At 68.5% G+C, this 20,437-nt stretch carries 24 protein-coding genes and 1 tRNA gene; 12 read left to right on the top strand and 13 right to left on the bottom strand.

The window, feature by feature from the left end:
- Positions 1-25: 25 nt before the first annotated feature.
- Positions 26-112, bottom strand: a tRNA-Leu gene (locus ACRDNQ_RS15055).
- A 105-nt stretch (positions 113-217) separates the two neighbouring features.
- A complete protein-coding gene (locus ACRDNQ_RS15060; protein WP_431829509.1) occupies positions 218-763 on the bottom strand; it encodes a tetratricopeptide repeat protein in 546 nt (181 codons plus the stop codon).
- Positions 764-904: 141 nt separating this feature from the next.
- On the opposite strand from ACRDNQ_RS15060, the gene ACRDNQ_RS15065 reads away from it, so the two are divergent.
- Positions 905-1,642, top strand: coding sequence for a rhomboid family intramembrane serine protease (locus ACRDNQ_RS15065; protein ID WP_431829510.1), 738 nt, complete (start codon positions 905-907; stop codon positions 1,640-1,642).
- Entirely contained in the window at positions 1,639-2,037 is a 399-nt protein-coding gene (locus ACRDNQ_RS15070) for a GFA family protein (RefSeq protein ID WP_431829511.1), read from the top strand. The genes ACRDNQ_RS15065 and ACRDNQ_RS15070 overlap by 4 nt, the downstream gene beginning before the upstream one ends.
- 20 nt (positions 2,038-2,057) lie before the next feature.
- Here the strand turns inward: ACRDNQ_RS15070 and ACRDNQ_RS15075 are convergent, their stop codons facing one another.
- Positions 2,058-2,846 carry an inositol monophosphatase family protein gene (locus tag ACRDNQ_RS15075; RefSeq protein WP_431829512.1) on the bottom strand — a complete coding sequence of 263 codons (789 nt, stop codon included), beginning with the start codon at positions 2,844-2,846 and terminating at the stop codon, positions 2,058-2,060.
- Positions 2,847-3,070: 224 nt separating this feature from the next.
- Between ACRDNQ_RS15075 and ACRDNQ_RS15080 the strand changes: the two genes are divergently transcribed.
- From ACRDNQ_RS15080 to ACRDNQ_RS15095, 4 genes are all read left to right on the top strand, one after another.
- Positions 3,071-3,238, top strand: a complete 168-nt coding sequence (locus tag ACRDNQ_RS15080; RefSeq protein WP_431829513.1) for a carbohydrate-binding module family 14 protein — start codon at positions 3,071-3,073, stop codon at positions 3,236-3,238.
- 94 nt (positions 3,239-3,332) lie between these two features.
- Positions 3,333-3,869 carry a tetratricopeptide repeat protein gene (locus ACRDNQ_RS15085; protein WP_431829514.1) on the top strand — a complete coding sequence of 179 codons (537 nt, stop codon included), beginning with the start codon at positions 3,333-3,335 and terminating at the stop codon, positions 3,867-3,869.
- Between the two features lie 160 nt (positions 3,870-4,029).
- Positions 4,030-5,034, top strand: a complete 1,005-nt coding sequence (locus ACRDNQ_RS15090) for a flagellar motor switch protein FliG (RefSeq protein ID WP_431829515.1) — start codon at positions 4,030-4,032, stop codon at positions 5,032-5,034.
- 117 nt (positions 5,035-5,151) lie between these two features.
- Entirely contained in the window at positions 5,152-6,027 is an 876-nt protein-coding gene (locus ACRDNQ_RS15095) for a lysophospholipid acyltransferase family protein (protein ID WP_431829516.1), read from the top strand.
- Positions 6,028-6,050: 23 nt separating this feature from the next.
- On the opposite strand, the gene ACRDNQ_RS15100 is transcribed toward ACRDNQ_RS15095, so the two are convergent.
- Complete coding sequence (locus ACRDNQ_RS15100) at positions 6,051-6,746, bottom strand: DUF1223 domain-containing protein (RefSeq protein WP_431829517.1); 696 nt, start codon at positions 6,744-6,746, stop codon at positions 6,051-6,053.
- 233 nt (positions 6,747-6,979) lie between these two features.
- Here ACRDNQ_RS15100 and acnA point away from each other — a divergent pair, with 233 nt between their 5' ends.
- On the top strand, positions 6,980-9,727 hold the full coding sequence (gene acnA / locus ACRDNQ_RS15105; protein WP_431829518.1) for an aconitate hydratase AcnA: 2,748 nt from the start codon (positions 6,980-6,982) through the stop codon (positions 9,725-9,727).
- 91 nt (positions 9,728-9,818) lie between these two features.
- Here the strand turns inward: acnA and ACRDNQ_RS15110 are convergent, their stop codons facing one another.
- Together ACRDNQ_RS15110 and dusA are read right to left on the bottom strand one after the other, a co-directional pair.
- A complete protein-coding gene (locus ACRDNQ_RS15110) occupies positions 9,819-10,643 on the bottom strand; it encodes a sulfite exporter TauE/SafE family protein (RefSeq protein WP_431829519.1) in 825 nt (274 codons plus the stop codon).
- 103 nt (positions 10,644-10,746) lie between these two features.
- Positions 10,747-11,748: a tRNA dihydrouridine(20/20a) synthase DusA gene (gene dusA / locus ACRDNQ_RS15115; RefSeq protein ID WP_431829520.1), complete on the bottom strand. Its 1,002-nt coding sequence runs from the start codon at positions 11,746-11,748 to the stop codon at positions 10,747-10,749.
- Between the two features lie 211 nt (positions 11,749-11,959).
- Here dusA and ACRDNQ_RS15120 point away from each other — a divergent pair, with 211 nt between their 5' ends.
- The 5 genes from ACRDNQ_RS15120 (at position 11,960) to ACRDNQ_RS15140 (ending at position 15,569) form a co-directional block, all read left to right on the top strand.
- Positions 11,960-12,964 carry an AraC family transcriptional regulator gene (locus tag ACRDNQ_RS15120; RefSeq protein WP_431829521.1) on the top strand — a complete coding sequence of 335 codons (1,005 nt, stop codon included), beginning with the start codon at positions 11,960-11,962 and terminating at the stop codon, positions 12,962-12,964.
- Between the two features lie 109 nt (positions 12,965-13,073).
- Positions 13,074-13,901, top strand: coding sequence for an NAD(P)H-binding protein (locus ACRDNQ_RS15125; RefSeq protein ID WP_431829522.1), 828 nt, complete (start codon positions 13,074-13,076; stop codon positions 13,899-13,901).
- 34 nt (positions 13,902-13,935) lie between these two features.
- Positions 13,936-14,352, top strand: a complete 417-nt coding sequence (locus ACRDNQ_RS15130) for a DUF4345 domain-containing protein (protein WP_431829523.1) — start codon at positions 13,936-13,938, stop codon at positions 14,350-14,352.
- Between the two features lie 70 nt (positions 14,353-14,422).
- Positions 14,423-14,932 carry an anthrone oxygenase family protein gene (locus ACRDNQ_RS15135; protein WP_431829524.1) on the top strand — a complete coding sequence of 170 codons (510 nt, stop codon included), beginning with the start codon at positions 14,423-14,425 and terminating at the stop codon, positions 14,930-14,932.
- 127 nt (positions 14,933-15,059) lie between these two features.
- Complete coding sequence (locus ACRDNQ_RS15140; protein ID WP_431829525.1) at positions 15,060-15,569, top strand: AAA family ATPase; 510 nt, start codon at positions 15,060-15,062, stop codon at positions 15,567-15,569.
- A 124-nt stretch (positions 15,570-15,693) separates the two neighbouring features.
- Here ACRDNQ_RS15140 and ACRDNQ_RS15145 read toward each other — a convergent pair whose 3' ends face one another.
- The 7 genes from ACRDNQ_RS15145 to ACRDNQ_RS15175 form a co-directional block, all read right to left on the bottom strand.
- Positions 15,694-16,704: an alpha/beta fold hydrolase gene (locus ACRDNQ_RS15145; RefSeq protein WP_431829526.1), complete on the bottom strand. Its 1,011-nt coding sequence runs from the start codon at positions 16,702-16,704 to the stop codon at positions 15,694-15,696.
- A 21-nt stretch (positions 16,705-16,725) separates the two neighbouring features.
- Positions 16,726-17,388: a hypothetical protein gene (locus ACRDNQ_RS15150; RefSeq protein ID WP_431829527.1), complete on the bottom strand. Its 663-nt coding sequence runs from the start codon at positions 17,386-17,388 to the stop codon at positions 16,726-16,728.
- Positions 17,389-17,413: 25 nt separating this feature from the next.
- On the bottom strand, positions 17,414-18,268 hold the full coding sequence (locus ACRDNQ_RS15155) for an SDR family oxidoreductase (protein WP_431829528.1): 855 nt from the start codon (positions 18,266-18,268) through the stop codon (positions 17,414-17,416).
- 25 nt (positions 18,269-18,293) lie between these two features.
- Complete coding sequence (locus ACRDNQ_RS15160; protein WP_431829529.1) at positions 18,294-18,668, bottom strand: hypothetical protein; 375 nt, start codon at positions 18,666-18,668, stop codon at positions 18,294-18,296.
- Positions 18,669-18,712: 44 nt separating this feature from the next.
- Positions 18,713-18,907, bottom strand: a complete 195-nt coding sequence (locus ACRDNQ_RS15165; RefSeq protein ID WP_431829530.1) for a hypothetical protein — start codon at positions 18,905-18,907, stop codon at positions 18,713-18,715.
- Between the two features lie 35 nt (positions 18,908-18,942).
- Positions 18,943-19,305, bottom strand: a complete 363-nt coding sequence (locus ACRDNQ_RS15170) for a glycine zipper family protein (protein ID WP_431829531.1) — start codon at positions 19,303-19,305, stop codon at positions 18,943-18,945.
- 96 nt (positions 19,306-19,401) lie between these two features.
- Entirely contained in the window at positions 19,402-20,391 is a 990-nt protein-coding gene (locus tag ACRDNQ_RS15175) for a GlxA family transcriptional regulator (protein WP_431829532.1), read from the bottom strand.
- Between the last annotated feature and the right edge of the window lie 46 nt (positions 20,392-20,437).

The raw sequence follows: 20,437 nt of genomic DNA on the forward strand, positions 1-20,437 counted from the left end.
CGACCCGGCTGCAGACGCGGCCCCTTGGTGCGGGCGGTGGGACTTGAACCCACACGGGGTTGCCCCCTCCGGATTTTAAGTCCGGTATGTCTACCGATTCCATCACGCCCGCACGGCGCGGGGTTGGCGCGCGCCCCGACCGGGCGCTGTGCGAACCGCTTCGGCGTGGGTAAGTCAGCGGGACGGGGCGTGGCAAGCCCCGTGGCCTCCGGTGCCGCTAGAGTTCTTCACCGGGCGGCTCGTCCAGAAGTGCACGTTCGCTGAGCCAGGGGTTGAGCTCAAGCGCCTCTCGCAGAACCTCCTGCCCGGCCCGAAGTTCGCCTAGGCCGAAAAGCGTCATCGCCTTCCCGGACATCGCCGCCACGTGGCGCGGCGCCCGCTCGAGCGCCAGGTCGAGGTCGGCCAGCGCCAGCCGGTAGTTTCCTTGCAGGAAGTTGGCGAAGGCGCGCTGGTTGTAGCCTTCGGCATAGTCCGGGCAATAGGCGACAAGATCGTCCAGCGCCGCGACCGCCCCGGGGTAGTCGGCCCTGCGGATGCGCGCCATGCCCTGGTCGAGCATTTCTTGCGCGCGGGCGTCGGGGGCCTGTGTCCAGAGCGCCCACATGCGCTCGGCGACGGGCCGCGCGAACCGTTCGGTGGGCGCCGCGCGCGCCTCGTCGATCAGGCTGTCGAGATCGGCGGCGATATCCGGCGCGGGGGGGCACGCCTCGGCCAGCGCCGGGGCGGCGGCAAGAAGGGCAAGAGCCGTCAGGACCGCTTTCATGCCCGAAAGGGTGGCACGGCGCGCGCGGCTGTCAAGTCCGCGCGATCAGAGGCGACAAGAAGGGACTCAGGGGCTAAGTCTGGACGAAGCGCCGGGCAAGGCCCTGCCCCGCGTGCCCCGCCTTCAGACCACGGACCAGCGATGTTCCCGATCCGCGACCACAACCCCTCGCAGCGCCGGCCCCTGGTGACCTACGCGCTGATCGGGCTCAACGTTCTGGTGTTCCTGTCCTATGTCTCGCTCTTCGGCGATGCCCGGGCGCTGAACGAATTCTTCTATACCTGGGGGCTTGTCCCGGCCTGGGTCGGCGAGGTGCCGGGGACCATGCTGACCTCGATGTTCCTGCACGGAGGGTTCATGCACCTGGCCGGCAACATGCTGTTCCTGTGGGTCTTCGGCGACAACATGGAAGACCGCATGGGGCACGTTGGCTTTCTTGCCTTCTACCTGGCCGGCGGGCTTGGCGCGGCGGCCATCCAGATCCTTGCGGACCCCGCTTCGACGATTCCGATGGTCGGGGCCTCGGGCGCGATCGCGGCGGTTCTGGGTGGCTATCTGCTCTTGTTTCCAAAGGCGAGGGTGGATGTGCTGTTCTTTTTCGTCGTGATCATCCGGGTGGTGCCGATCCCGGCGGCCTTCGTGCTGGGCGCGTGGTTCGGGATCCAGATCCTGGGCGGCCTCGGGGCGCCAAGCGACGAGGGCGGCGTGGCCTACTGGGCGCACACCGGGGGCTTCGCGGCCGGGCTTCTGCTGACGCTCCCGGTCTGGCTGCGCCTTGGCGGCCCGGCCTTCTGGCGGCGGACGCAGGGACATCCCGCCCACCCCGAGGCACACTACCGCTGGCAGCGCACCGGCGTGCCACGGGTGCCCCGGCGATGACTGACCGCCCTGCCCCGAAGCCGCACCCCGTCCGCGTCACCTGCCACTGCGGCGGGGTGGTGATCGAGGCGCGGCTGTCGGCGGGGCTGTCCACGGCGCGGCGCTGCGACTGTTCGTACTGCCGGCGGCGCGGGACGGTCGTCGTCTCGGCCCCGCTCGACGGACTGCGCGTGGTGCGGGGCTCCGAACGCCTGACGCTTTACCAGTGGGGAACGATGACGGCCGAGCATTACTTCTGCGCGGTCTGCGGCACCCATACCCACCACCGCCGAAGGTCGAACCCGAACGAATACGGCGTGAACCTGGGCGCGATCGAGGGCGTGAACCCGCGCGACCTTGGGCCGATCCCCTGGGCCGACGGGGTCAACCACCCTTCCGACAGGACGCCCGGCTGACACCGCGCGCCCCCGGCGGATCACGCGTTGCGGATCACCTTGGCGAAGGCGTCGAAGACCTGCGCGTTCGCGGCGACGATCTCGCCATCCCCAAGCATCGAGGCCCCGGCCCGGATCGGCTCGGCCAGTCCGCCGGCCTCGCGCACGATCAAAAGCCCAGCGGCCAGGTCCCAGGCGTGCACGCCGCGCTCCCAGTAGCCGTCAAGGCGGCCGGCGGCGACATAGGCCAAGTCAAGCGCCGCCGCCCCCCAGCGCCGCACCCCTGCCGTCGCCGGCAGAAGCCGCGCGAGGTCCTGAAGCGTCGCCGGAAGGTCGGTCCGGCCGCCGAAGGGCAGGCCCGTGGCGAAGATCGACTCGATCAGGTGGCGGCGGTCCGAGACGCGCAGCCGGCTTTCGTTCAGCCAGGCGCCCGCGCCCTTCTCGGCCACGAACATCTCGTCCTTGGCCGGATCGAAGACCACCGCGGACACGATCTCGCCCTTGTGTTCCAGGGCGATCGACACGCCCCAATGGGGCAGGCCGTGCAGGAAGTTCGTGGTCCCGTCGAGCGGATCGACGATCCAGCGCCGGGTGGGATCGGTGCCGGGGATTTCGCCCTCTTCCTCGGCCAGCCAGCCATAGTTCGGGCGCGCGCCCAGAAGCTCGTCCTTCAGGGTCTTCTCGGCGGCGATGTCGGCGCGGCTGACGAAGTCGCCCGCGCCTTTCGAGGACACCTGCAGGTTCTCGACCTCGCGGAAGTCCTTGACAAGGCCACGGCCCGCCTTGCGCGCGGCCTTGATCATGATGTTGAGGTTCGCGCTGCCCTGCATGGGTCGTCTCCGCCGAAGATCAGGGCGCGCGTATACGCGGACTGACCGCCGAAGCCAAGGGCCGGCGCGCCGGAGGCGGGCCCGAGAGGGTGGCGGCGGGGCGGCAGAGGGGCGTTGGGGGGCGGGCTGCCAGGACGGCGGCGTTTCGCTTCTGCCTAATCTACGGGCTTTGACCTTTGTCGGGGCAGTGCTACCTTCGGATGCGTGCAACAGGAGAGAGACCTATGAAGATCAAATTGCTTCTGGCCGCTCTGGCCATAAGTGCCGCACCCAGCCTTGCGATCGCCCAGTGCAGTGCCGGGAAGGCCCACGAAACCACCGCGATGTCCTGTGTCGAAGGCTTGACCTGGGACGCGGCGACGCAGGCCTGCGTGCCTGTGACCAGCAGCTGAGACCTGCCCGCCACCATCGGATCGGGCGGCGTCCTGCCGCCCTTTTCTTTTGGCCGCGCCTTTCATCCCTGATGCCCCATCCCGGAGCCCTTCGATGCGTTCTGCCCTGATCGCCCTTGCCCTCGCCCTGCCCTCGGCCGCCCTTGCCGTGGGAACCGAAGACGGCACCAGCCCACCGACGCCGACCGAAACGACGCAACGCTGCGCCGAAGGTCAGATCTGGGACGCCGACGCGCAAAGCTGCGTGGCGCCGAAGGACGCGCGTCTGGACGACGACACCCGCTACGACGCGGTGCGCGAGCTTGCCTATGCGGGCCGCTACGACGAAGCGCTCGCGGTGCTGGCCGCGATGACCGACCAGACCGAAGGGCGCGTGCTGACCTACCTGGGCTTCGTCCATCGCCGCCTGGGCGAGGTCGACACCGGCATGGCCTACTACCGGCAGGCGCTGGCGGCGGACCCCGACAACCTTCTGGCGCGGTCCTACATGGGGCAGGCGCTGGTCGAAGCGGGCGACACCCCGGCCGCCCACGTCCAGCTGGCCGAGATCCAGGCCCGCGGCGGCAGCGGAAGCTGGGCCGAGATCGCGCTGGCGCGGGCGATTTCCGAAGGGCGCACCTTCGGCTACTGAACCGGCGTTGGGGCTTCGTTAAGCCTGATCTGCCACAGGTCAGGCAGCAGGAAGGACGCCCAAGCCGATGTCAGCGATGCCGCCCAACGATCTGATTCTGTCCGGCGCAGGTTCCGCCCCTGCCCTGTCGCAGCCGTTGGCTCAGACGCTGTCGCAGGGGATGCCGCAGACAACGCCCCTGTCGCGCCGGCGCAAGGCGGCGATCGTGGTGCGGTTCCTGCTGTCCCAGGGTCACAAGCTGCCGCTGGGCGGCTTGCCGCAGGACCTCCAGATCGCGCTGACGCACGAGCTTGCCGGGATGCGGGCGATCGACCGCGCCACGCTTGACGCGGTGATCGCCGAATTCGTGGACGAGGTCGATCATCTGGGCCTGGCCTTCCCCTCGGGCATCGACCACGCGCTCGACATCCTCGACGGCTCCATCAGCGAGGCGGCGGCGGCCCGGGTCCGGCACGAGGCCGGCCTCGACACCCGCCGCGACCCGTGGGAGCGGATCACCGATCTTGACCCCGCCGCCCTTCTGCCCGTGCTGGACTCCGAAAGCGTCGAGGTGGCGGCGGTGGTGCTGTCGAAGCTCAAGGTCTCGAAGGCGGCCGAGCTTCTGGGGATGCTGCCGGGCGAACGGGCGCGCCGCATCACCTACGCGGTGTCGCGCACCGGCGCGGTCGGTCCGGCCACGGTCCGGCGGATCGGTGAGGCACTTCTTGCCCAGCTCGATGCCGAACGCGCCAGCGCCTTCGCCGAGGGGCCGGTCGACCGAGTCGGCGCGATCCTGAACTTCGCCCCCGCGACCACGCGCGAAGAGGTGCTGAGCGGCCTCGACGAGACCGACGGCGTCTTCGCCGAAAAGGTGCGCCGGGCGATCTTCACCTTCGCCAACATCCCCGCCCGGATCGACGCGCGCGACGTGCCCCGGATCCTGCGCGACATCGACCAGACGGCACTGGCCCGCGCCATCGCCGCCTCGGTCGAGGCCGACTCGGCGACGGCCGAATTCCTGCTGGGCCACATGTCCCAGCGGATGGCCGACGCCCTGCGCGAGGCGGCCGCCGAGACACCGCCGATGACGCCGGCCGAGGCCGATGCCGCGAAGGTCGAGGTCGTGCGGGTGATCCGCGCGCTGGAAGCCGCGGGCGAGGTGTTCCTGCTGGCCGAGGACGGCTGAGCGCACGCCTGGGGCCACGCCTGAGCGCCCTGCGCGCGGGCGCGCCGCTTGTGGGAGGGGGCCGAAGCCACTAAGTGCTCGGGTCACGTCAACCTTGCCCGAGGGCGCGCCCCCCGTATGGCCGACACCAGGCCCACCCTTGCCGACCGTATGACCGACGCCGCCGCGCGCGGGCTGATCGGGCTTGGCCGGCTGCTGCCCTACCGACGCCGGGTTCCGGTGATGGGTTGGATCACCAGCCGGCTTCTTGCACCGCTCACCGGCTGGAACCGGCGCGTGCGCAAGAACCTGGCCCTGATCCTGCCCGACCTGGCGCCGGCCGACGTGCGCCGCATCTGCCGCGAGGCCACCGGAAACGGCGGCCGTCTGATCATCGAAACCTATTCCGGCGCCGAGATGGCCGCCAATGTCGGCGCGGTGCCGATGGTCGGGCCGGGGGCACCGGCGCTGCTTGACGCCTGCGCGTCGGACCGGGCGGTGCTGATCGTGAGCGGTCATTTCGGCAACTACGAGGCGATCGCGGTCGCGCTGAAGCAGGCCGGGCACGAGATGGCGGTGCTTTACCGGCCGATGAAGAACCGGCTGTTCAACGCGCATTATGTCAAGGCGCTCGAGGATTACGCCGCGCCACCGATCCCGACCGACCGCCGCGGCATCACCCAGGTCGTGCGCATCCTGCGCGACGGCGGGACGATCGGCATCCTGATCGACCTGCGCAACAGTTCGGGCGCGCCGCTGCAGTTCATGGGACACACCGCACTGACCTCGACCGCGGCGGCGGAATGGGCTGTGAAGTACAACGCCCTGCTTGTGCCGGCCTATGGCATCCGGCAGCCCGACGGGATCGGATTCGAGGTCTTCGTCGACACCCCCGTCCCGCATTCCGACGATCCCGCCGCGATGACCCAGGCGCTGAACGACAGCCTGGAACGGCAGGTCCGCGCAAGGCCCGGACAGTGGTTCTGGATGCATCGCCGCTGGAGCACGCCCTAGCGGCGGACGCCTGGGGGGGGCCCCTAGCGAACCCGGCTTGCCGCGAGGATCGCGCCGGGTCCTGCCTCCTGCACGATGACCGCCGCAGGGTCTTTGCCGCCAAGGGTCACCGTGGCCGAAAAGACACCGGAGCCGTCCCAGGTGCCGACCCGGGACCAGGACGCCACGATATTGTGGTAATCGAGCGTGCGGCCCGCATTCTCGCCCCGCGAGATATCGACGGTGCGGCGCGGAATGTAGGTGACCAGATCGACGACCAGCGGCGCCCGCCGCACGGCGTTCGACGCCTCGATCCGGATCAGCCCACCCTCGCGCGTCACAGACAACGTCACGCCGGGGGCCCGCCCCTCATGCGTCTGGATCAGGTCGGCCAGCTTCATCGGCTTGACCCCGACCAGAACGTCACGGCCGCCGACGATCATCTGCGGCGTATAGACCGACGGCTTGTCGTGCGCGCGGGCATAGGTCTTCTGGCGCTCGGTGAAGGCGGGACTGGCGAATTCGTCGGCCCAGCCGATGTAATCCCAATAGTCCACATGCAATGCCAGCGCGAGCACGTCGTCCCGTTGCGCCAGTTCGGCAAAGATGTCGTCGGCGGGCGGGCAGGACGAACATCCTTGCGAGGTGAACAGCTCGACCACCACAAGGTTGTCGTCGGCCGCCGCGGGCATGCTCAGCGCCAGCCAGCACGCAAGGATCGCTTTCGCCAGGTTCCGCATGGGCAGATGAGACTCCGTCTTCGACCGTCTCGTGTTAGTTGACCCGCCTGGGCGTTGCCAATCAAGGTTTCGAGAGACGACGTTACAGTGGCCGGGCAGTGACGGCTCCCCCTTGCGGGCATTTTGTGCACCATGGTATACAAAATTGCCGCACCCCCTCGCCACCCCCTTGCCTGACAGGGCGCGACCGGTCTAGGTGCGGTCAAGCCAGTCCGTCAGCCAGAGGGAAGCACATGCCCATCATCGTCGGTAATGACACAAGCGGAACCCGCGCGACCCTTGCCGTCGCCGGCAAGCGCATCAACTACTACTCGATCCCCAAGGCCGAGGCGGCGGGGCTGGGCGATTTCTCGCGGTTGCCTGCGGCGCTCAAGGTCGTGCTCGAGAACATGCTGCGATTCGAGGATGGCAAGACCGTCACCGTCGATGACATCCGCGCCTTCGCCGACTGGGCCAGCCTGGGCGGCAAGAACCCGCGCGAGATCGCCTATCGCCCCGCGCGCGTGCTGATGCAGGATTTCACCGGCGTGCCTGCGGTGGTCGACCTGGCCGCGATGCGCGACGGGATCGTCGCGCTGGGCGGCGACGCGCGCAAGATCAACCCGCTGAACCCCGTCGATCTTGTCATCGACCACTCGGTGATGATCGACGAGTTCGGCAACCCGCGCGCGTTCCAGATGAACGTCGACCGCGAGTACGAGCGCAACATGGAGCGCTACACCTTCCTGAAGTGGGGACAGTCGGCCTTCGACAACTTCCGCGTCGTGCCGCCGGGAACCGGCATCTGCCACCAGGTGAACCTCGAATACCTCGCGCAGGCGGTCTGGACCGACACCGACCAGACCGGCGCGACGGTCGCCTACCCCGACACGCTTGTGGGCACCGACAGCCACACCACGATGGTCAACGGCCTTGCCGTTCTGGGCTGGGGCGTCGGCGGGATCGAGGCCGAGGCCGCGATGCTGGGGCAGCCGATCTCGATGCTGATCCCCGAGGTCGTGGGCTTCAAGCTGACCGGCCGCATGGTCGAAGGCACCACGGCCACCGACCTTGTGCTGAAGGTCGTGCAGATGCTGCGCAAGAAGGGCGTGGTGGGCAAGTTCGTCGAATTCTACGGCGAAGGCCTTGACCGCCTGCCCCTTGCCGACCGGGCGACGATCGCAAACATGGCGCCCGAATACGGCGCGACCTGCGGCTTCTTCCCGGTCGACGAGGAAACGCTGCGCTACCTGCGCCAAACCGGGCGCGACGAGGACCGCATCGCCCTGGTCGAGGCCTATGCCAAGGAAAACGGCTTCTGGCGCGGGGCGGACTACGACCCGATCTACACCGACACGCTGCACCTCGACATGGGCGAGATCGTGCCCGCGATCTCGGGGCCGAAGCGTCCGCAGGACTACACGCCGCTGACCAGATCGGCCGAGGGCTTCTACAAGGTCGTGAGCGAATACCGCGGCCTCGACATCAGCGCGCCGGCCAGCGACATGGCGGCCGAGGGCGACCTGCTGACCGCTCCGAACGACATCCGCAAGACCGCCAAGGTCGCGGGCGAAAGCTATACGCTGCGCGACGGGTCGGTGGTGATCGCCTCGATCACGTCCTGCACCAACACGTCGAACCCCTACGTGATGATCGGCGCCGGTCTTGTCGCGCGCAAGGCGCGCGCGCTTGGCCTGACCCGCAAGCCCTGGGTCAAGACCTCGCTCGCGCCGGGCAGCCAGGTGGTCAGCGAATACCTCGAGGCGGCGGGACTTCAGGAAGACCTCGACGCCATCGGCTTCAACCTTGTCGGCTATGGCTGCACCACCTGCATCGGCAACTCGGGCCCGCTGCAGCCCGAGATCTCGAAGGCGATCAACGAGAACGACCTGATCGCGGTGTCCGTGCTGTCGGGCAACCGCAACTTCGAAGGCCGGATCAGCCCCGACGTGCGCGCGAACTACCTTGCCTCGCCGCCGCTGGTGGTGGCCTATGCCATCGCGGGCGACATGAACATCGACCTGACGACCGAACCGCTGGGCGAGACGCCCGACGGCAAGCCGGTGTTCCTCAAGGACATCTGGCCCTCGAACAAGGAGATCGCCGACCTCGTCCATGCCACGGTCACGCGCGAGGCGTTCCGGAAGAAATACGCCGACGTCTTCAAGGGCGACGAGAAGTGGCAGGGGGTCGAGACGACCGACAGCCTGACCTACGACTGGCCGCCGACGTCGACCTACATCCAGAACCCGCCCTACTTCCAGGGCATGGGGCATGAGCCCGGCAAGATCGCCAACATCGACGGCGCCAGGATCCTTGCGATCCTGGGCGACATGGTCACCACCGACCACATCAGCCCGGCCGGGTCCTTCAAGGACACGACACCCGCCGGCCGCTACCTGACCGAGCGTCAGGTCGTCCCGCGCGAGTTCAACTCCTACGGGTCGCGCCGCGGCAACCACGAGGTGATGATGCGTGGCACCTTCGCCAACATCCGCATCCGGAACGAGATGCTCGACGGCGTCGAGGGTGGCTATACCCTTGGCCCCGACGGCGCGCAGACCTCGATCTTCGATGCGGCGATGGCCTGGGCGGAACACGGCACGCCGCTGATCGTGGTGGCCGGCGTCGAATACGGCGCGGGCTCGTCACGCGACTGGGCCGCGAAGGGCACGGCCCTTCTGGGCGTGAAGGCGGTCATCGCCGAAAGCTTCGAGCGCATCCACCGTTCGAACCTGGTCGGCATGGGCGTCATTCCCTTCGAGTTCACCGGCGGCGACACCCGCAAGTCCCTGGGCCTCAAGGGCGACGAGAGCATCGCGATCGCCGGCCTCGACACGATCCAGCCGCTGCAGGAGGTGCCCTGCACCATCACCTACGGCGACGGCACGGTTAAGACGATCACGCTGAAGTGCCGGATCGATACCGCGGTCGAGATCGAATACATCGAGAACGGTGGCGTGCTGCACTACGTGCTGCGCAATCTCGCCAAGGCGGGCTGACCGCGACCGGAAAAGCAAGTATGGAGAACCGGCGCCGACGCGCCGGTTTTTCTTTTGGATCAGTGCGTTGCAGCGGAAGGCCGAGGCGCGGTCAGAAGCCTGCCACCTTCCGAAGCATGTTGAGTGCGACAAGGACCAGGAACACCGCGAAGACCCGTTTCAGTGGCCGCGCGTCCATCCGGTGGGCAAGCCCGACACCCATGGGGGTGGTGATCAGCGTCATCGCGATCACCACCACGAAGGCCACAAGGTTGACGGCACCCACCGTATACGGCGGGCGTGCCTCGGGCGCGATCGGGACGAAGAGAAACCCCACGACCGACGGCAGCGCGATGGTCACGCCGAAGCCCGCCGCGGTGGCGACGGCGCGGTGGATCGGCACGCCGAAAAGCGTCATCAGCGGCACCCCGAAGGACCCGCCGCCGATCCCCATCAGCACCGACAAAAGCCCCACGGCCGGCGACAGGATCGCCCGGCCGATACCCGTGGGCATCGCGTCGCCCAACCGCCAGCGGTCGCGCCCGAAGCCAAGGTAAAGGCCCACGACTAACGCCAGCACGCCGAAGATGCCCTGCAGCACCGTCGATCGCAGCGCGGCCACCACAAGCACGCCCAGCACCGCGCCCAGCGCGATCCCCGGCGCCCATCCCCGCAGGATGGCCCAGTCGACCGCGCCCTTGCGGTTGTGGCTGGCCAGCGACCGCAGCGAGGTGACGATGATCGTCGCCAGGGACGTGGCCAGGCACATCCGCATCAGCTCGTCGCTGCCATAGCCGAGCGCGGTGAAGACGTAGAAGAAGGCCGGCACCAGGATGATCCCGCCGCCCACGCCCAGAAGCCCCGCGATGACCCCGGCGAAGGCGCCCACGGCCATGAGGAAGGCCAGCATGGGCAGGAGGTGGGCAAGATCGGGCATGGGAGGGATCCTTCAGACGTTGCCCGGGCGGCATACCCGGCCCGGCGGTCAGGCTCCAGTGGGGATGGGCCGGTCGCCTTGGGCCGCGCGCCGCGGCGGGGCGTCAGGCCGCAAGCGGCGTGACCTCGGCCAGCGCCCGTTCGACCAGTTCGGGCCCGGCACCCGGCCGGTGCGCCCCTTCCGACAGGATCCGCCGCCAGGCCCGGGCCCCGGGCCGCCCGGCGAAAAGCCCCAGCATGTGCCGCGTGACCTGGTTCAGCCGCCCGCCTTCGGCGAGGTGGGCCGCAATATAGGGCAGCATGTCGCGGGCGACGTCCTCGGCCGTCCGGCCCGAGGGCGGGTCGCCCCAGATCCGCGCGTCGGCATCCATCAGGATCATTGCCGGCGCGTGATAGGCCGCCCGCCCGATCATCACCCCGTCCAGCCCCTGCGCGAGAAACGCCTCGGCCTGATCCAGCGTCTCGATCCCGCCGTTGATCGACACGTGCAGGTCGGGAAACGCGCGTTTCATCGCCAGGACGAGGTCGTAGTCAAGCGGCGGGACCGTGCGGTTTTCCTTTGGGCTCAGCCCGGCGAGCCAGGCCTTGCGCGCGTGGATCGCCACGCGCCGGATCCCCACGCCCCGAACCCGCTCGAGAAAGGCGGGAAGCACCTCGTGCGGGTCCTGCTCGTCGACGCCGATGCGGCATTTCACCGTCACCTCGACGCTGGAGGCCTCGATCATCGCGGCAAGGCAGTCGGCGACGAGGTCGGGCGATTTCATCAGGACGGCGCCGAAACAGCCCGACTGCACGCGGTCCGACGGACAGCCGACGTTCAGGTTCACTTCGTCGTAGCCCGCCGCACAGGCGATCCGCGTGGCGGCCGAAAGCTCGTCGGGGTCCGAGCCCCCCAGTTGCACCGCCACGGGGTGCTCGGCCGGGTCATGGCGCAGAAGCGCCGCGGCATCGCCATGCAGAAGCGCCGGCGCCGTCACCATTTCGGTGTAAAGCAGCGCGCGCCGCGACATCAGCCGGTGCAGGTACCGGCAATGGCGGTCGGTCCAGTCCATCATCGGGGCCACGGACAAACGCCATGGCATGAGGTTCTGCGATCTGGTGCTCATTCTTTCGACCTACACCGGGGGCGCGGCTACGGCCAGCGGCGGGTTCATGTGTCACATCCGTCCTGTCTTGACCAGTCAGCCTCTGGGCATCGGGCCGCCCGGCGGGTCCAGCCGATCCGGACCCGATACCCCGGTCGCAGCCGGGCCATCGCCGCGGCGTTTCGGTCCGGGGTGTTTGGAACCTGGCCCATCTTTGGATAAGCTGCCCCGCGTGGGCTATGTTACGTCACTCTTCGCGCGAAAGATGGTCGCCGCGGCGGGGTCTCAGGTCGATGCCCCCGCCCTGCTCGCATCGGCGGGTATCGACCCCGACGGGCCCTGGGACCCGAAGGCGATGATTCCTGCCGCCACCTACTACGACATGCTCGAGCGCATCGCCCGGCAGGTCGACGTGACCGATCTTCCGGTGCGGACCGGCGCGTCCATGCGGCTGGACGAATACGGCGCGCTGGGTCTGGCCTTCAAGGCGGCGACGACGCTGGGCGCATCCTATGCGCGGGTGGAACGTTATGCCCGGCTGTGGACCAGCGTGGTGGGCTACGAGTTGCGGCCTGTCCCGACGGGCACGCTTTTCATCCTGCACCGTCCGGGTGAACGACGCCTTGGCATGCGGCTGTCGAACGAAGCGACGCTGGCCAGTGCGGTGTCGATCGGCCGGCAGGTCTGCCCGGTGCCCTTTGCCCCCCTGGAAGTCCTCGTCCGGCATTCCGCCCCGAAATCGGTCGATGCCCACGAGCGATGGTTCGGCTGCCCGGTTCGGTTCGATGCGCCTCTCGACGCGATCCTGCTGTCGCCCGAGTCCCTGGCGCAGCCGAACATCCTTGGGGACGAGGGGATCTCGCGCTACCTGATCTCGCATCTCGACGCCGAACTTCTGGAGATCGCGGACAAGGTCCCCCTTGTCGCGCGCGCCAAGGACGCCATCGCGCAGGCGCTCAGCGAAGGCGCGCCGAAGATGGCGGACATCGCGCGCGGCCTCGGCCTCAGCGTGCGGTCGTTTCACCGGCGATTGTCCGAGCACGGGATGAATTTCCAAAGCCTGACCGAGGAAACCCGTCGCGAACTTGCCGAGGGGCTCTTGCGCGACGAACGGCATTCGCTGGCCGAGATCGCCTTCCTGACCGGGTTTTCCGAACAAAGCTCGTTCACCCGTGCGTTCAAGCGCTGGGTGGGCACGACCCCGGCAAGCTATCGCAAGGCGCAGCAGGGCCGTTAAGCCCCGAAGTGGCAGCCACGGTCAAAACCCTGGCAACGCCGGTCAATACCGTCGCGGGCGGCAGCGACTAGCCCTTGGCCATCGACACGACAGCCAAGGAGTTTGTCCCATGCAAGCGAAACCCACCCTCGTCATCGGCGCGACCGGCAAGACCGGCAGCCGCGTCGCGGCAAAGCTGGACGCCAAGGGGGTCCGCGTCCGCCGCGGCTCGCGCGGTTCGGCCATTCCCTTCGACTGGGAGGCGCCTGAAACCTGGGCGCCCGCGCTGACGGGCGTCCGCGCCGCCTATGTCACCTATTTTCCCGATCTTGCATTCCCCGGCGCCGTGGAAAAGCTGGAGTCCCTGTGCGAGACGGCCAGGGACGCGGGCGTTGAACGCCTTGTCCTGCTGTCGGGCCGCGGCGAACATCATGCCCGCCAGGGCGAAGAGGTCGTGCGCACCTCGGGCGTCGACTTCACCATCGTGCGCGCCGCGTGGTTCGCGCAGAACTTCTCGGAAGGCTATCTGCGCGACCCGATCCTTGCCGGCGTCTTGCCGATGCCCGGTGGCGATATCGCCGAGCCCATCCTCGACATCGAGGATATCGCGGACGTCGCGGTGGCGGCGCTGACCGAGGACGGCCACGGGGGCGCACTTTACGAGGTGACGGGTCCGCGGCTGATGACCTTCGCCGCGATGGCGGCAGAACTGTCGTCGGCCATCGGTCGCCCGATCCGGCATGTCCCGATCAGTTTCGATGCGTTCCACGCCAACATCGCCCAGTCCGGCGGGCCATTCGTGGCCGACGTGTTCACCGCCATCGCGCGCGAGACTCTGGACGGGCGCAACGCCCATGTCGCTGACGGCGTGGCCCGTGCGCTGGGCCGCCCCCCGCGCGACTTCTCCGACTTCGCCGCAGCCGCCGCACGGTCGGGCGCATGGCCCGTCGCCGCATGAGACCCACCGCCCTCGACACCGAAAGGAGGATCACATGACATTGAATCGCATCCAGAAACTTGCGCTTGGCCTTTCCGGCGCGACCTCACTCGGCATCGGCGCCGCCATCCTTGCCGCGCCGCATGCCTTCTACGCAAGCTACGGGATCGTGCTCGGGCCCGACCCGAGCCTTCTGAGCGAACTGCGCGCGCCCGGCGCGGGCCTTGTGGCCTCGGGCGCGATCATGCTGGCCGGGATCGTCCGGCAGGCGCTGGCGCAGGTCGCGGTCGCCTTCGCGCTGGCGGTCTTCCTGGCCTTCCCCGCCGGGCGGCTCGTCAGCCTTGCCGTGGACGGACTTCCGTCGTCCGGCATCCTCGCGGCGCTGGCGCTGGAACTCGCGATCGCGGTGTTCTGCCTGTTCGCCTTCCGCGCCGGCCCCCGCCCCGCACGGACGCGCGTGGCCCTGCGCTGACCGGCCACCCCCACAGGCGGGACGGACGCACCTTCCCGCCAAATCCCCTGACCCGAAAGGAGACCGCCCGATGTCGCCCTTCTTCTTCCTCCTCATGCAAGTCGCCGTCCTCGCCTATGCGCTGGTCGGCGGCGTCTTCCTTGCCTTCTCGGACTTCATCATGCGGGCGCTGTCGCTCACCGGCGGCATCGGCGGGGTCGAGGCCATGCAAGTCATCAATCGCGAGGTTTTTCGCTGGATCTTCATGGCGCTGTTTCTCGGCATGACGGTGGCATCGCTTGTGATCGCAGCCTATGGCGGGATCTTCGTTGGCGGCGGTCCGGGCCTGCTGATGACGATCGCGGGCCTCGTCTACGTCTTCGGCTGCTTCGGCGTCACGGCCGCCTTCAACGTGCCCATGAACGACGCGCTTGCCGGCATGGACCTGACGTCCGAGACCACGCGCGCCTACTGGACGGGCAGCTATCTGCCGCGCTGGACCTTCTGGAACACCGTGCGGACGCTGGCCTGCGTCGTGTCGTCCGCGCTGCTCCTGTTCGGGCTTTTGTGGATGACCCAAGCGCAGGCGCAGGCGGCCTGACCCACCCCCGGGTGGCGGCGCGGGGCCAGGCCGCCCGCGCGCCCCGCCCATGTCCGTGCGCGCTTGAATTCACGGCCTGTGCCAAGAACACTGCCCCCGGACAGGATCAAACCGACGAGACAACCCCATGGCGGACAACGGCGAGACGACACTCTACCTTCTTTGCGGAAAGATCGCCTCGGGCAAATCGACCTGGGCAAGGGCGTTGGCCCGCAGGCCGTCGACGGTGCTGATCGACATGGATCGATGGATGTCGATCCTGTTTCCCACCGAGAATGCCTCGGTCGAGGATTTCGTGCGGCTGTCGGCGCGACTGCGCGTCGCGATGCAGCCCCTGGTGGTGGATATCCTGCGAAGCGGACCGTCGGTCGTTCTGGATTTTCCAGCCAATACCGTCGGATGGCGGGCATGGATGAAAGGCATCGTTTCCGAGGCCGATGTGGCGCACGAGCTTCACGTCTTCGATGTGCCAGACGAGGTTTGCAAGGCCCGTCTGCGCAGGCGGAACCAGTCCGGGGACCACGCCTATGTCGTCGATGAACGGACCTTCGATCTTATTGGCCGTCACTTCGTTCCGCCGTCGCCGGACGAGGGGTTCAACGTCATCGTGCATCGGTCCGAGGCCCTGCCCGACTGATCCTGCGCCCTCCTGCCCGTCCGGTTGCGGGTCGCTGAGCGCGCGGTCGCGGGTCGGGGCGAAGGGCGAGGACGGGTCAGGCGTAGCGATCCGAACCACAGCATTGCCGCCGGGCGTGTCGGCGTCACTCCTCGGGGACTTCGGAGGGCTTGGCGAGAAATGTCCGGATCACGGACAAGGCTGCCTCCGGGTTGTCCCAGATCACATCATGGCCGGCATCGGGCAGCACCTCCAGGCGCGCATCGGCAAACCGCGACGCATGGCGCGCCTGAAGCGGCGCGCCGATCCAGTCGTTGCAGGCCCCCGCCATCAGCAGCACCGGCCCGTCAAAGGCGGCGGCGCCCATGGCGATCCGGTCGATCTCTGACGCCGGAGCATCGCTCAGCGTTTCGCTTGACAACGCTCCGAACCGCCAGCTTGGCGCACCGTAACCCTTGCCGCAATGATAGGGGTTATCAGGATGGTTCGCGAAGTGGTGGACCATGCGCCCGATCAGAAAATCCTGTCGCGCGGCCGCGTCCGGCCCATCGACATGCATCGCCCTGACCGAGCTCACGATTGCCGGGCCGAGGAACGCGGGGGCGGACAGGTATCGGCGGCTCTCCCCCTGCCACAGGTCGCGGCCGGCGGCATCGAGGAAACCGGGTTCGATCAGGACCGCACGGTCGATGCGGTCCGGGTCTTGCCCAAGATAGGCAACGGCCAGCATCGCGCCCCAGGAATGCCCGATCAAGCTGACCCGTTCGCCCTGCGTGACATGGTCGATCATCGCGCCCAGTTCCGTCAGGTGCCCCTCCAGGGTCAGCGCCGAGGGCGGCACCCGCTGCGACAACCCCGCGCCACGCTGGTCGTAGAAGACCACGCGATGGGTGTCGGACAGGGCGGCGAGCGCTTGCAGCGATCTGAAATCGCCGCCCGGTCCGCCATGAAGAACAAGGACCGTGGCCGCGCCGGGTGGGCCATCGACCACGCGGGCATGCAGCCTGTGCCCGGCGATCTTCAGGAAGGGAAGCGACGGATCGTCGGTCACAAGGACCGGGACGGGATAGTCGCCCCGCGTCGCCATGAAGAGAGCGAGAATGGACAGGGCGGCGACCGCGATCAGGCCGCCCGCCCAGGTCGCGACGCGTCTCATCCGCTGTCCTCCCTTGCCAGGTCAGGGCGTGCGGCGGTCGGCGAAAAGCGCCGCGCCCACGCCCAGAAACCACACGATGGCGCCAAGGCCGAAAACCGCGCCGGCGGTCTCGCCAAGGGGGGGCAGGACGGTCGCCAGACCTCCGATCCCGGTCAGAAGGCCCAGAATCGCGACGGGCCGCGCCAGGCTTTGTCCGACAAGGCCCGCGATGCTGACACCCAGGATCCAGACCCCGCCCGCGATCTCGTTGCCGCCGCCCAGGCCAAGTTCGACCGCATGCAGAACGCCCCAGAGCTCGGCGGCGGCGTCCGGATCGGACGGATAAAGCTGCGCGGCGCGTTCGATCGCGACATTGGCGATCATGCCTGCGCCCAGCACCAGCGTGGCCCAGATCAGACCGAAGCCCTGGGTCACGGCGGACCACCCCGGCGTCGCCCGGGCCAGCCGCTGTGACAGCGCCACGACCAGCACCGCAAGGGCCAGCGCGTTCACGATGTAGATCGTCGTGTTCCACGCGATCAGAAGACCGGGGCCCGCGCCGATGAAATCGACGACCGCGCGCGCGTCGATCTCGTCCGTGCCGTATCCAAGGGAGGCAAAACGTGTGACCAGAAGCGCAAATCCAACGAGATAGGTTGCGCCGCAGACCAGCGCGCTCAGGCCGCCGATGCGTTGAAGTGTCATGGGTCTCTCCGTTCTGTTCCTTGACCTAGCCATGCCCCTGCGCCGCAAGTTCCGCGAAATGGTCATCGAGGTGCCGGGTCCCCTGCGGGGCGGCGACCATGTCGCGCCCTAGCGCCGAAAGGAAGAATTCGGCCGGACCATGGATACGGCGCGGGGTCAGGCGCGGCAGCACCACAAGGGCGGCCCGGCGCAGCCAGTCGGGCAGGCGGGTGATTTTCGCCGGCCGGCCGATGGCGGCAATCGCCGCCTGCGCGATGTCGTTCTGGCTGAGAATGTCGGGCCCGCCCACGTCCAGCCAGGTCAGCCCGCGGTCGACGGCATCCGCCGTGGCCGTGGCAAGATCGGCCCCATGGATCGGATTGATCCGCTGCGCGCCCGACCCGAACAGCCACACCCGGCCAGACCGCGCCATCGCCAGAACATCGGCCATGTCCGAGAAATAGCCCGACGGCGCGATCACCGTCGAGGCGATGTCGGCCGCCTGCAGGGCGCGCACGAAAGCCGCCTTTGCCGCGACCAGCGGCACATCGGACATCTGCCCGGCATTCAGGACGTGGACATAGGCAAAGCGCCCGGCGCGCGCCCGCAGGGCCTCGTCCAGAAGGTTCAGATTCGCCTGATAGTCGACGTCCCAGTATCCAAGGCCGTCCGGTTGCCGGGTGATGCCAAGGGCGGAAATGACCAGATCGGCCCCGTCCATGACCCCCGCAAGGGTCTGCGGTCGGGTCGCCTCGGCCTGACACATTTCGTGGGCAGGCAGGTCCTGCGCCCGACGCAGGTCGCGCACCAGCGCGCGGACGCGCCAGCCCCGGGCACGATACTCGGCGCAAAGATGACGGCCGAGATAGCCGGTGGCGCCTGCGATGAACACGGTTTGCATGGGGTCTCTTTCCGCTTGTGTCGGTTCAGACAAACGCCGTCCCGAGGGCGCTTGCGACCATTCCCAGGGTGACCGGGGTCCAGACCCGCCGCTCGGGGCGCGACGGGCTTGCGGCGTTGGCAAGGAACGTCAGCAGGGTCAGACCCACGACCGGCCAGAACAGGCCCGCCGGAAGCCCGCTGGACAGGGCACCGCCCCGGTCAAGGACGACAAGCGCCATCCCGGCAAGAAGCCCCGCCTGGACCAGCGCAAGACCCCGCCAGAGCGGTGGCAGGCGGCCCGGAAATCGCCCGCCGACCGTGAACCGCCCCAGGGGCGCGCCTGCGGCAAGCGCGATGTGCATGGCGGCAGGAAGGGCCGCAAGGGCCGCATAGAGAATGGCAAGGGCCTGGGTCGTCATGGCACTCCTCCGTGATCGATAGGGTCGCAGACCGCCGCCGAAGGTCAAAGCCTCCGGCCGAAAAACGCATGGATCGGCGGCTCGGGGTCGATCTCGGGCAAGCCGATATCGCGCCGAAGCCGGGACGCGGTCGGCAGCGAAGGCGACCGATTGACCGAAAGCGTGCGGCCCACCGTCAGACCGAACAGAGCCCGGAACCCGGCAAGGCGGTTGCGGGGACGAGAGAGAAGACTGGACATGTCATGGTCCTTTCGTGACGTGGAAGGATGGCCGCTCAGCCGACGACAGGGTGGCCGCGGCCCCGCAGGCATTCGACGACGATGGCTTCGCGGCGCTCGCTGGCGTGAACGGCGCCCGCCGCGCCCCCGGCCAAGGCCCCCACGATCGCGCCACCCGCCGCGTCGGCGTCGTCGTCCGCAGCCCCCAGAAGCGCCCCGGCCCCGGCCCCAAGCACGGTCGCGCCGGCGGTCTCCTGGTCGAACTGACGCTGATCGCGGGCAAGGCGCTGACACGCCGAGAGATCGGCCTGGAAGGCCGCGTTCGGCGGGCCATCGAGAAGCGGCGTGTAGTCGGCGCCACTGTCCGCACAGGCGGCAAGAACGGCAGGCAAGAAGACAGCAAGACAGATCGGTTTCATCAGGGGGCTCTGTGACTGTGAGAAATGGGGGCTTGGTCGCGCAAACGCGGTGTCAGCGACGCATCGGGTTGGATTGGCGTTGGGATCGGGCGTCGGTCAGTCGGGGCCGTCGCGGATCAGGGGCGCGGGCTGCGACCCGCGAAACCGCTCTCGATAGTCGGCCGGCGAGACGCCGAGATGCCGTTGAAATGCCCGTCGCATCCGCTCGGCGTTGTGAAATCCGGCTTGTCGCGCAATCTGTTCGACACCGATGGTCGTCGTCTCAAGCGCCACGCGCGCCGCCTGGACCCGGGCCGTTTCGACATAGGCGGCCGGGGTCATCTCCGTCTCGTCCCTGAACCGCCGCGCGAACGTGCGCTCCGACAGGCCGGCGCGCGCGGCAAGGGCCGTCACGGTCAGCGGATCGCGAGGGTTGGAAAGGATGTGATCGAGTGCCGCGTTGATCGCCGGGTCTTCGGCGCGTTGCGCGACAAGATGCGCGCTGAACTGGGACTGCCCGCCGGGGCGCATCATGTACATGACGTTGTAGCGGGCAACCTGCAGGGCAATCTCGTGGCCGAAATCCATCTCGACCAAGGCCAGCGCCAGGTCCATCCCGGCGGTCACGCCGGCAGAGGTCCAGATATCGCCGTCACGGACGAAGATCGCATCACGATCGACGACAACATCCGGGTAGCGCTGTTCCAGGATCGGGCACCAGAACCAATGGGTACTGGCCCGCTTGCCATCCAGAAGGCCGATCTCGGCCAGGATCATGGCGCCTGTGCAGATCGACACGATCCGGCGCGACCGCGCCGCGGCATGGCGCACGAAGTCGAGCAGCCCTGCATCCCCGATCGCATCCATGGTGCCGTGGCCGCCGCTCACGATCAGCGTGTCGATCGGGTCGGTGTCCTTGATGGCCTCGGCGAAGGCCCTGTGGGCGATCAGGCTTATCCCGGACGTCGTCGGCACGGGACCGGCGCTCGACGCCACAACCGTGACCGCATAGGGCTCCGGGCCGTCGGGAAGGAAGAACTTCGCGCCTGTCAGCACCTCGAGCGGCCCGACGACATCAAGCACATGCGCCTGCGGGTAGGTCACCATCACCACGCTGCGTGTCCGGCGCCCCGTCTGACATGTGTGTTCCTGT

The organism is Saliniferula longa, from assembly GCF_050789285.1.
GTDB lineage: Bacteria > Pseudomonadota > Alphaproteobacteria > Rhodobacterales > Rhodobacteraceae > CAVPWP01.